This is a genomic window from Buttiauxella warmboldiae (genome assembly GCF_003818135.1).
GTDB classification, from domain to species: Bacteria; Pseudomonadota; Gammaproteobacteria; order Enterobacterales; family Enterobacteriaceae; genus Buttiauxella; species Buttiauxella warmboldiae.
This window is the reverse complement of the sequence record NZ_RPOH01000033.1, coordinates 1-11,383: the sequence shown is the minus strand read 5'-3', so window position 1 is coordinate 11,383 and position 11,383 is coordinate 1. Positions and strand designations below refer to the sequence as shown.

8 protein-coding genes and 1 pseudogene are annotated in these 11,383 nt (G+C 55.1%); 1 reads left to right on the top strand and 8 read right to left on the bottom strand.

Features of this window, described 5'->3' with window-relative positions; translation table 11 throughout:
- Positions 1-14: 14 nt before the first annotated feature.
- The 5 genes from glnB to purL all read right to left on the bottom strand — a co-directional run bounded on the left by glnB (position 15) and on the right by purL (position 8,336).
- Positions 15-353, bottom strand: a complete 339-nt coding sequence (glnB, locus tag EHN07_RS09405) for a nitrogen regulatory protein P-II (protein WP_002438074.1) — start codon at positions 351-353, stop codon at positions 15-17.
- A 49-nt stretch (positions 354-402) separates the two neighbouring features.
- Positions 403-1,740 carry a two-component system response regulator GlrR gene (glrR, locus tag EHN07_RS09400; protein WP_124023910.1) on the bottom strand — a complete coding sequence of 446 codons (1,338 nt, stop codon included), beginning with the start codon at positions 1,738-1,740 and terminating at the stop codon, positions 403-405.
- Positions 1,737-2,405, bottom strand: a complete 669-nt coding sequence (gene qseG, locus EHN07_RS09395; RefSeq protein WP_124023909.1) for a two-component system QseEF-associated lipoprotein QseG — start codon at positions 2,403-2,405, stop codon at positions 1,737-1,739. Before qseG ends, glrR begins: the two co-directional genes overlap by 4 nt.
- A 3-nt stretch (positions 2,406-2,408) precedes the next feature.
- Complete coding sequence (locus tag EHN07_RS09390; protein WP_124023908.1) at positions 2,409-3,845, bottom strand: sensor histidine kinase; 1,437 nt, start codon at positions 3,843-3,845, stop codon at positions 2,409-2,411.
- A 603-nt stretch (positions 3,846-4,448) separates the two neighbouring features.
- Entirely contained in the window at positions 4,449-8,336 is a 3,888-nt protein-coding gene (gene purL / locus EHN07_RS09385; protein WP_124023907.1) for a phosphoribosylformylglycinamidine synthase, read from the bottom strand.
- A gap of 270 nt (positions 8,337-8,606) precedes the next feature.
- Between purL and mltF the strand changes: the two genes are divergently transcribed.
- Positions 8,607-10,157, top strand: coding sequence for a membrane-bound lytic murein transglycosylase MltF (gene mltF, locus EHN07_RS09380; protein WP_124023906.1), 1,551 nt, complete (start codon positions 8,607-8,609; stop codon positions 10,155-10,157).
- On the opposite strand, the gene tadA is transcribed toward mltF, so the two are convergent.
- From tadA to EHN07_RS09365, 3 genes and pseudogenes are all read right to left on the bottom strand, one after another.
- Positions 10,048-10,551, bottom strand: coding sequence for a tRNA adenosine(34) deaminase TadA (gene tadA / locus EHN07_RS09375; protein WP_124023905.1), 504 nt, complete (start codon positions 10,549-10,551; stop codon positions 10,048-10,050). The two genes, mltF and tadA, sit on opposite strands and share 110 nt — an antisense overlap.
- 63 nt (positions 10,552-10,614) lie before the next feature.
- Positions 10,615-11,253, bottom strand: a complete 639-nt coding sequence (gene yfhb, locus EHN07_RS09370; RefSeq protein WP_124023904.1) for a phosphatidylglycerophosphatase C — start codon at positions 11,251-11,253, stop codon at positions 10,615-10,617.
- A 3-nt stretch (positions 11,254-11,256) separates the two neighbouring features.
- Positions 11,257-11,383 (bottom strand): annotated as a pseudogene (locus EHN07_RS09365) (PTS transporter subunit EIIC); the annotation flags it as partial.

The following is an 11,383-nucleotide window of genomic DNA, read 5'->3' as shown; positions in this document are numbered from 1 at the left end:
TGAAGGGGTAAAAATTAAATCGCGGCGTCGTCTTCTTCGCCGGTACGGATACGCACCACGCGGGCAACGTCAAAGACAAAGATTTTACCGTCGCCGATTTTACCGGTTTGCGCGGTACGGATAATGGTGTCCACGCAGGTGTCCACGATATCGTCAGTGACGACAATTTCAATTTTTACTTTTGGCAGGAAATCCACCATGTACTCAGCGCCACGGTACAGTTCGGTATGCCCTTTCTGACGCCCAAAACCTTTCACTTCGGTGACCGTCATGCCGGTGATACCTACTTCTGCCAGCGCTTCGCGCACGTCATCCAGCTTGAACGGTTTAATAATCGCATCAATTTTTTTCATAGTTTTCTCTGTCATCCCCCACTTCATCGATTGCCCAACCTACCACAGACTACTCTTTAAAGTCATTGGCATCGAGCTCATGCCGTGAGAGTAATTTGTAGAATTCTGTACGGTTACGCCCGGCGATCCGCGCCGCCTGAGTCACATTTCCTTTGGTCATTTGCAGCAGTTTGCGCAGGTAGTTCAGCTCAAACTGATTACGCGCCTCAACAAAGGTCGGCAGCGCCGTATTCTCGCCCTCCAGCGCCTGCTGAACCAGCGCCTCGCTGATAACCGGGGCCGAGGTCAGCGCCACACATTGTTCAATCACGTTGACCAACTGGCGCACGTTGCCAGGCCAGCTTGCGGCCATCAGGCGCTTCATGGCGTCGCTTGAAAAGCTGCGCACAAAAGGCTTATGGCGGTCGGCCGACTGGCGTAGCAGATGATTCGCCAGCAGAGGCACGTCTTCTGCGCGCTCCTGCAAGGCAGGGAGTTTCAGGCTCACCACGTTCAGACGGTAGAACAAGTCTTCGCGAAACTCGCCGCGCTCCATGGCTTTGGGTAAATCACGGTGAGTGGCCGAAAGAATACGCACGTCGATATCCAGGTCGCGGTTGCTGCCTAGCGGGCGCACCTTGCGCTCCTGCAACACGCGCAGCAGTTTGACCTGCAAAGGAATCGGCATGTCGCCAATTTCATCAAGGAATAGCGTTCCGCCTTCCGCGGCCTGGAACAACCCTTCCCTGCTGCTGACCGCGCCGGTAAAGGCGCCGCGCGCATGGCCAAACAGTTCGGATTCCAACAGCTGTTCCGGTAACGCACCGCAGTTAATAGCGATAAAGGCTTTTTTGCTGCGCGGGCTGGCATTGTGGATCGCCTGGGCAAGGATCTCTTTGCCGGTGCCGCTTTGCCCGTTAATCAATACGCTGACATCCGACTGCGCCACCATACGCGCCTGATCCAACAGGCGCAGCATCACCGGGCTACGGGTAACGATAGTATCGCGCCACAGCTCATCACCCGCGGTAACGGTGTGCTCCAGGGCATCATCAATCGCCTTATAGAGCGCATCTTTATCCACCGGTTTGGTCAGGAAGCTGAACACGCCCTGCTGCGTAGCGGCCACCGCGTCAGGAATAGATCCGTGGGCGGTAAGAATGATGACCGGCATCCCCGGCTGCGCTTTCTGGATTTCGGCAAATAACGCCATGCCATCCATTTCGTCCATCCGCAGATCGCTGATCGCCAGGTCGATTTTTTCGCGGCCTAGCAGGCGCAACCCTTCGGCTCCGCTCTGCGCGGTTGAGACGATGTAACCTTCGCTGCTCAGGCGCATACCGAGGAGTTTCAGCAGGCCAGGATCGTCGTCAACCAGCAGTAATCTTGCGGGTGTGCGTTGGGTCATGGTTTCGCCTCCGGCGCGGGTTTGGTGTTGTCCGGCAATTCTGCGTTCGCAGGTTTGCGGCTGGAAAGCTGGCGTTCAATATCGGTCAGGTTTTCCAGTTTTCGGGTGGTCAGGCTGAGCTGGCTTCTGAGTCTTTGCTGCTGTTCACGTAGCGTATCCAGCTCGTTGTCTGACGCCTGCTGTAGTTTGCTGTAGCGCGTGCGTTCGTCAGACAGCGCCAACAAAGAAGCTTGCCCATCGCGCCAGACCTGGAATAGCGAGCGCACCTGCGAAGGTACCTCTGCGGTCATTGCGTCCAGCTTCACCATGTAGCGGCGGCGCTCGGTTGGGGTAATTTTGGCATTCGCCAACAGGATGCCGCGCTTAAAGGTGTCACCCCAGCTAGCTGACGGCCAGCGTTTCGCCTGGGCTCGAGCCTGGGCTGGCGCTAAACGTTCGGCGCAGTCCATCGCCCGTAGCCAGTACAGCGGATTACTCATCGAGTCGTGACGCTGGTTTTGCCAGATCTCATCACAATCGGTAGAGAGGTAGTCAGCCAGTTGCTGTTCGGGTTCTTCCACCGGCAGCGGATGCTTAACATCTTTGGGCTGCGTATGTTGTACACAACTCGCCAGCAGCAAGGGCAGTAGCAATGCTGACAAAGGGCGAAAAATAGTCACTTTCATTTTTTATTTGTTCTCGGAAAAAACAGGCAACTCAATACGGAAGCAAACATCTGCCGTTTCATCGTCAATCAGATGCAATTCGCCATGCATGCGACGGATACAATCCTGGGCAATACTCAGGCCCAGCCCGCTTCCTTTAACCGCACCTTTGCGCTGGTGACTCCCCTGATAAAAAGGTTCAAAGATCATCTCGCGCTCCGCAGGCGGAATAGGCATCCCGGTATTACCAACATCGATATGTAGGGTATTCCCCGCCTGCGCGCTTCGTAGATAAATGGTACCGGATTCAGCCCCATAGTGCACCGCATTGGAGTAGAGATTATCCAGCACGCTCATTAACAGCATGGGTTCCGCCAGGCAGGCAACCGGGCTTAAATGACACTCGGTACGCATCATTTTAGCCCGTGCAGGCAAACTGTGAGCGGCGATAATCATCTCCGCGAGCGGTGCCAGCTCCACTTTTTCCATCTCCAGCGGGACATCCGCCAGTTTGCGGTTGTAATCGAGCAGCTGCTCAATCAATTTTTGCAGGTGGCGACTGCTGTTATCGAGGATCTCCACCACCTCTTTTTGGTCGCTGGTTAATGGCCCGACAACCTGATCGGCAAGTAATTCAGTGCCTTCACGCATACTGGCGAGCGGGGTTTTTAACTCATGGGAAATGTGACGTAAAAATTCATGGCGCTGAGATTCAAGCCAGGAGAGGCGCTCGCTAAGCCAGACAATGCGCTGCCCCACCGAACGCAATTCGCGCGGCCCTTTAAACAGCGCCGCATTACCCAACGAATGCCCCTCACCAAGCAGGTTGATCATGCGTTCAATGCCTTTCACCGGCCCGATAATCATACGCGTAAAAATAATCACCAGCGCCACACTCAGTAAGAAGAGCACCAGCGCCTGCCAGCCGAAGAACTGCCCGCGCTCGGCAATTTCCTGCTGCAGCTGTTGTCCACGGGAAAACACCGCCGCGCGCGTTGCCTGCACCATTTCAGCATTTTGGGTGGCGAAAGTTTCCAGATGAGCGGCCGCAGCGGTATCAGGCCCGCTGTTTTTACATTGAATTTCGGCAAGATCGTTTAACGACCGGTTTAAGTCTGTGTACAGGTGGTTATCGGGCAGGACGCCGGAGTGCGCTTCCAGCATTTGCATGTAGCGTTTTCGCTGCCCCTGATAGAGCGTGGCAAGCGTTGCATCATCAAGCACGCAGTACTGACGATAGCTACGCTCCATCTCCAGCGCGACGTTGGTCATGGCTTCGCTACGGCGTGTATCCACCAGCGTAGTGCGGTTGGTCAACGCGGCCTGGTCGCTCAGCGCATTCAGGCTTTGCCAGGCCTGCCATGCCAGTACCAGTAGCGGAACCAGTACCAGCAAAAAAGCCACCATCACGAGCTGACGTAGGGATCGCGGGAAAAAGTGCCACTGGGTCAATAGCTTCATCTCATTGGGAGGCGCAATGATGCGATGCTAGCGGGGATCGGCTGGAGTTTAAAGTCTGATTAATCAGAAAGCGTGCTGCAGAAACAACAAAGGCAGAGAATATTCTCTGCCTTTGTTGTGGAATTAGGCGGTGCCTTACTCAACGTGTCGCCCGGAGCATGATAAAACAGTACGAGACTGGCAATAATCAAAAGTCGGACGGCAGGCACCTTGAGTGCATCATTCTATGGTTTATGTAGCACAACCCTTGCGGGGGCTGACATAAGAAGGTGAATGAGCCACTGCGCAGTATTATGCATTATATGTGCCATGTTTGCTAGCATTCTTGCACATCAATGTTTCTGTTATGTTTATTAATGGTAATGATGGTTAAAAACGCTGTGTGTTTTTTGCACACGCTGTCGCTAATTAGCTACACCAATGACTGATGATTTTAATTTCCTTTAAAATCAGTGAAATAAATGTCTCCATCTGGAGACACACAAAATCTCTCCTGTCGGGATGAGGTGACAAAAAAATCCCCTCACCAGAGTGAAGGGATTGTATAGGGTTGGCTTGCTCTGAACTCAGCATTCTCCCCGGGGAAATCAGGATAAGGCAGGATTAACCCAGTTGCTTGCGTGCGTTACGGAAAATACGCATCCACGGGCTATCTTCGCCCCACTCTGCCGGATGCCAGGAGTTGCTCACGGTACGGAACACCCGTTCAGGGTGCGGCATCATGATGGTGACGCGCCCGCTTTCGTTAGTTACCGCCGTAATCCCATTTGGTGAGCCGTTCGGGTTCGCCGGATAGTCTTGCGTCACCTTGCCGAAGTTGTCGATAAAGCGCAGCGCCACCAGGCCTTTGCTTTCCAGCGCCGCCAGATGCGCCGCATCGCGAACTTCCACATGCCCTTCACCGTGAGAAACCGCGATTGGCATGTGGGAACCGACCATCCCCTGCAGCAGCAGCGACGGGCTGGAAGTGACCTCCACCAGGCTGAAACGCGCTTCAAAGCGATCGGAATGGTTGCGTACAAAACGCGGCCACAGGTCGCTGCCCGGAACCAGCTCGCGCAGGTTGGACATCATCTGGCAGCCGTTACACACGCCCAGCGCCAGAGTTTGCGGGCGGTGGAAGAAGGCTTCGAACTCATCACGCACGCGTGAGTTAAAGAGAATGGACTTCGCCCAGCCTTCGCCCGCGCCCAGTACGTCACCGTAAGAGAAGCCGCCACACGCCACCAAAGCCTGGAACTCTTCCAGACCACGGCGACCAGCCAGCAAGTCGCTCATATGAACGTCGATGGCGTCAAAGCCCGCACGGTGGAAAGCCGCAGCCATTTCCACGTGGGAGTTAACGCCCTGCTCGCGCAGTACAGCCACTTTCGGACGTGCGCCTTTGGCGATAAACGGTGCGGCGATATCTTCTTTAATATCAAAGCTCAGTTTAACGTTCAGGCCAGGATCGTTGTCATTGGCTTTCGCTTCATGTTCTTGATCGGCACATTCCGGGTTATCGCGCAGACGCTGCATCTGCCAGGTGGTTTCTGCCCACCACATGCGCAGCGTGGTGCGGCTTTCACTAAATACCGCATGACCATCGGCGGTCAGTGTGAAACGGTCCCCCGCCACGGCTTTGCCGAGGAAGTGAACGCAATCCGCAAGACCGTGGTCTTCCAGCGTTTTCTCAACGGCTGCACGATCGGCTGCTTTCACCTGGATTACTGCACCTAACTCTTCATTAAAGAGTGCAGCCAGATGGTCTTTGCCAAGTGCGGCAATATCCGCTTCCACGCCACAGTGGCCGGCAAATGCCATCTCTGCCAGCGTGACCAACAGACCACCGTCAGAACGATCGTGGTAAGCCAGCAGTTTCTGTTCGGCCACCAGCGCCTGAATCGCGTTAAAGAAGCCTTTCAGTTGTTCGGCACTGCGAACGTCAGCAGGTTTGTCGCCAAGCTGGCGGTAAACCTGAGAAAGCGCGGTTGCGCCCAGTGCATTGTGACCGGCACCTAAATCGATCAGCAACAGGGCGTTATCTTCGACTTGCAGCTGCGGCGTAACGGTGCGGCGCACATCTTCAACGCGCGCAAAAGCGGTGATCACCAGCGACAACGGAGACGTCATTTCGCGCTGTTCGTTGCCTTCCTGCCAGCGGGTTTTCATCGACATCGAGTCTTTGCCCACTGGAATGGTCAGGCCAAGCGTCGGGCAAAGCTCTTCGCCAACCGCCTTCACCGCTTCGTAAAGGCCAGCATCTTCACCAGGGTGACCGGCAGCGGACATCCAGTTTGCCGAGAGTTTAATGCGATTCAACGCGCCAATTTGCGTAGCGGCAATGTTGGTCAGTGCTTCACCAACAGCCAGGCGGCCCGATGCGGCAAAGTCCAGCAGAGCAACCGGCGCACGTTCGCCAAGCGACATCGCTTCGCCATAATAGCTATCAAGGCTTGCTGTGGTGACCGCGCAGTTAGCAACCGGGATCTGCCACGGCCCAACCATCTGGTCACGCGCAACCATGCCGGTCACAGAACGGTCGCCGATGGTCACAAGGAACGTTTTCTCAGCCACGGTCGGCAAATGCAGCACACGGTTTACCGCATCTGCGATGGTGATATTGCGAGTGTCCAGCGCATCGCCCTTCGCTTTCAGGGTTTCAACGTTGCGTTCCATTTTCGGCGTTTTTCCGAGCAACACGTCCAGCGGCATATCAATTGGCCGGTTGTCGAAGTGGCTGTCGTTGAGCGTCAGGTGTTTTTCTTCGGTCGCTTCACCGATAACGGCATACGGCGCGCGTTCGCGGCGGCACAGCTCGTCAAACAGCGGCAGCTGGTCTGGGGCAACCGCCAGAACGTAACGTTCCTGTGACTCGTTGCACCACACTTCCAGCGGGCTCATACCCGGTTCGTCGTTGAGAATATCACGCAGCTCGAAACGGCCACCGCGCCCGCCGTCGCTCACCAGTTCCGGCATGGCGTTAGAAAGCCCGCCGGCGCCCACATCGTGAATAAACAGAATCGGGTTGGCATCGCCCAGTTGCCAGCAGCGGTCGATCACTTCCTGGCAACGGCGTTCCATTTCAGGGTTGTCGCGCTGGACGGAAGCAAAATCCAGATCCGCATCAGACTGGCCCGAGGCCATTGAAGACGCGGCTCCACCGCCCAGACCGATATTCATGGCCGGGCCACCGAGCACAATCAGTTTTGCGCCAACGGTGATTTCACCTTTCTGAACGTGGTCGGCACGAATGTTGCCGATACCGCCCGCCAGCATGATCGGCTTGTGATAGCCGCGCAGTTCTACGCCGTTGTGGCTGTTAACTTGTTCTTCGTAGGTACGGAAGTAGCCGGTCAGCGCCGGGCGACCAAATTCGTTGTTAAATGCCGCGCCGCCCAGAGGGCCGTCAGTCATAATATCCAGCGCGGTCACAATGCGGTCCGGCTTGCCGAAATCTTCTTCCCACGGCTGTTCAAAGCCCGGAATGCGCAGGTTTGAAACCGAGAAACCGACCAGGCCCGCTTTCGGTTTCGCACCGCGGCCTGTTGCACCTTCGTCACGAATTTCACCACCGGAGCCGGTGGCAGCACCTGGCCACGGGGAGATAGCCGTTGGGTGATTATGAGTTTCAACCTTCATCAGGATATGCGCATCTTCCTGATGATAGTCGTAACGCCCCGCTTCGTGGTCGGCAAAGAAGCGCCCTACCTGCGACCCTTCCATGACGGCGGCGTTATCTTTGTAAGCCGATAACACGTACTCAGGGTTTTTCTCGAAGGTGTTTTTAATCATTTTGAACAGCGATTTAGGCTGCTCAACGCCGTCAATTATCCAGTCGGCGTTAAAAATTTTGTGGCGGCAATGCTCGGAGTTAGCCTGCGCGAACATGTACAGCTCGATATCGTTCGGGTTGCGCCCCAGTTTGGTGAACGCATCCTGCAAATAATCAATTTCGTCTTCCGCTAAAGCCAGTCCTAAACGGATGTTGGCTTCCACCAACGCATTGCGCCCCTGGGTTAACAGGTCAACGCTTTGCACGGGGGCAGGCTGGTGTTGAGAGAAGAGTTGCTGCGCGTCATTGAGCGCGCCAAATACGCTTTCCATCATGCGGTCGTGCAGCAAAGCAGCCACTTGCTGGCGCTGTGCGTCCGTCAGCGCGTTTGCCGTCACGTAATACGCGACGCCGCGTTCCAGGCGCTTAACTTTAGCCAGGTCGCAGTTATGGGCAATGTCGGTAGCTTTGGAGGACCAGGGTGAGATGGTACCAGGGCGCGGCGTGACCAGAATCAGGTCGCCGGTCGGGGCGTGGTCGGCAAGGGTTGGACCATATTTCAACAACCGTTGCAGACGGGCGTGCTCTTCAGCCGTTAACGGCGCGTCGAGATCGGCAAAGTGAATATACTCGGCATAAATGTCGTTGACCGGAAGGTTGGCGTCATGAAAGCGGGTCAGTAATTTGTTAATACGAAATGCCGATAAAGCGGGCGAACCACGCAGAATTTCCATCATCAAAGATCTCTCGTCTTCGAAACGCCAGGGGGACGCTTCAGTGGGCGCAAGGGGAAAACGGGCGCCATTATAGAGAATCCACCGCCGCGACGAAACCGTTTGCGTGCAAATAAACGCATTAGTTTTGGCTGGCGAAAAATCAGCCGCAAATGTTGAATATGTTGCACAGTGGCGTTTTGTTAAGCAAAATGCGCCATACCCTGTTGTTAAACCTCTCTTTTTGCAGCCTGTTGTTAGCGAAGACTCGACGCCCCGCAGAAGATTAACTGTTTGAAAAGATTTAAGATTAATTATCTGCTTATCGGTGCCGTAACCGTGTTGCTGGCAGTGGCGCTCTGGCCCTCCATTCCCTGGTTCGGACAAGCCGAAAACCGTATCGCCGCCATTCAAGCGCGGGGGGTTTTGCGCGTCAGTACTATTCAATCGCCTTTGACCTATAGCGACTATCAGGGCAAAAAAATTGGCCTGGATTATGAGCTGGCCCAGCAGTTTGCACATTACCTGGGGGTGAAATTAAAAGTTACCGTACGCCCCAATATTCAGGAACTGTTTGATGACATTGATAATGGCAACGCCGATGTGATTGCTGCAGGCCTGGTGTATAACACGCAGCGCAGCCAACGCTACCAGGCAGGTCCGGCGTACTATTCCGTTTCTCAGCAGATGGTTTATCGCATGGGTAGCCCGCGCCCTAAAACGCTGGCCGGAGTGAAAGCCAACCAGCTGGTGCTTTCTCCTGGCGTATCCTCTTTAAATGCGTTGAAAAAGCTTAAAGAAGAGAAGTTCCCGGATTTAAGCTGGCATATCGACGAAAAGCTCAGCAGTACGGAACTACTGCAGCAGGTTGTTGCCGGGAAGATTGCTTTCACCATTGCGGATTCCGTTGCAATCAGCACCTTCCAGCGCGTTCATCCGCAGCTTGCCGTCGCGCTGGATGTAACAGACGAGCAGCCCGTGGCCTGGTTTAGCGCGCTGGATAGCGACGACAGCCTTTCTGCGGCCCTGCTCGACTTTTATAACCAGCTCAACGGCGACGGGACTTTTGCTCGTCTGGAAGAGAAATATCTCGGCCACGTTGGCGACTTTGATTACGTTGATACCCGCACATTCCTCAAAGCCGTGGATTCTGTCCTGCCTGAGCTGCAGCCCTTATTTGAAAAATATGCCACTGAAATAGACTGGCGGCTGCTGGCGGCGATTTCATATCAGGAGTCCCACTGGGATAGCCAGGCGACCTCCCCCACCGGGGTGCGCGGCCTGATGATGCTCACCAAAAACACGGCGCAAAGTCTCGGCGTAACCGACCGACTGGACCCGGAACAAAGCATTGAAGGCGGGAGTCGTTATCTGAAAGATATGATGACGAAAGTGCCGGAAAGTGTGCCGGAAGAAGAGCGGATTTGGTTTGCGCTGGCGGCATATAACATGGGCTATGCCCATATGCTGGATGCCCGCCAACTGACGGCGAAACAAAAAGGCAATCCGGATAGCTGGGCGGATGTCAAAATGCGGCTGCCGCTGCTGAGCCTGAAACCATATTACAGCAAAACGACCTACGGCTACGCTCGCGGCCATGAGGCGTATGCGTACGTGGAAAATATTCGTAAGTATCACATCAGCCTGGCCGGGTATTTACTCGAAAAAGAGAGGCAGGTGGAGCAAGAAGAGAAATATGCCGCAGCTTATCCGGCAGTGGCCCCCGTGGAGCTGGCTACTCCGGGCTACGGGCCTTTTCCTTTAGGGCCTTTTTCTCCAGACGACGTGCTCGGAAAAAATCGCTTAACATTGCCGAGCACTCTGCTGCCAAAACGCCCTCAGTGACACTCACCTGGTGATTCATACCCGGGTGGCCCAGCACATCCATTAAAGAACCAATCGCACCGGTTTTGGCATCCCGGGCGCCAAAGACCAGGCTGCCGATACGGCCATGCACCATTGCTCCCGCGCACATGACGCAGGGTTCGAGAGTCACATACAGCGTGGTTTCCAGCAGACGGTAGTTTTGCAACACCATTCCGCCCTGCCGCAGCGCCATAATTTCCGCGTGCGCCGTTGGATCGTGGCGGCCAATAGGACGGTTCCAGCCTTCGCCAATGACCTGGTTGTTATGTACCAATACCGCACCAACCGGAACTTCTCCTTCTTCCCAGGCTCGCCGTGCGAGGCTTAGCGCGTGGCGCATCCAGTGCTCGTGGGTAAATTCACTATCTGACAAGAGACTCTCCGGGCAAGATTCGGGCGCGCATTATACCTGGCCGCCCTCTAATGAGAAAGAGGGTTACTCCAGCTGTTGCAACTGCCCCTGTGGCGTAACGCGCCAGCGGTGCTGGCAAAAATAGAGCAGCGGGTTGTCCTGATTGCTGTCGCTATACCCGCTGTAGAGCTGCAAAGGGGTGCCGATTTGCAGCTCCAGCTGCGAAACTTTTTCATGCCCCAGGCAGCGCATGGTGAGTACCCACCCACCGTGTGAACGCTCAATTTGGCTGGCGATAAGCTTAACTTTCGGCAGCCACGGCGTATCGAAATAGACCTGCTGAACCAGCGGCTGTGGTGAACCGGTGATAAGCCATACATCGGCATCGGAGCTGGTGAGATAGTCGGTAAGCCGCTGCTGAACCACCGGAAAGGCGGTGACTCGCCCACGAAACCAGGCCACAAAATTAGCTTCAAGCTGCTTGAGGCGCGTTTCGCTATGCCCAAAGGTCGCGCCCCACAGCAACAGGCTCATCGGCCAGCGAGCGGCGCGCCCTTTAATCAGCAACGCCCCACCTATCACCGGCAGAAGCGGAATGACAAGGAACAGATTGAGAGGTTGATGGCGCAGCAGGTAACGCAAAAAGCTGCCAAACATATCCTGCTGATGCAGCGTACCGTCTAAATCGAAAAAGACTACCCGACGCTCACTCTGAGTGACCAAACCTTACTCCTCTGGATCGTTAAACCCCATAAACCACGTAAACAGGAACCCGGCGATAACCGCTATCAGAAAGCCTAACAGATAGAGCATCACTTTTCCGGTCACAATGGTTAAAGAAGGAAAAACCACG

Excerpts from the sequence above, each read along its gene's own strand:
- glnB (WP_002438074.1), bottom strand. The coding sequence starts at position 353 with ATGAAAAAAATTGATGCGATTATTAAACCGTTCAAGCTGGATGACGTG.
- glrR (WP_124023910.1), bottom strand. The coding sequence starts at position 1,740 with ATGACCCAACGCACACCCGCAAGATTACTGCTGGTTGACGACGATCCT.
- qseG (WP_124023909.1), bottom strand. The coding sequence starts at position 2,405 with ATGAAAGTGACTATTTTTCGCCCTTTGTCAGCATTGCTACTGCCCTTG.
- EHN07_RS09390 (WP_124023908.1), bottom strand. The coding sequence starts at position 3,845 with ATGAAGCTATTGACCCAGTGGCACTTTTTCCCGCGATCCCTACGTCAG.
- purL (WP_124023907.1), bottom strand. The coding sequence starts at position 8,336 with ATGATGGAAATTCTGCGTGGTTCGCCCGCTTTATCGGCATTTCGTATT.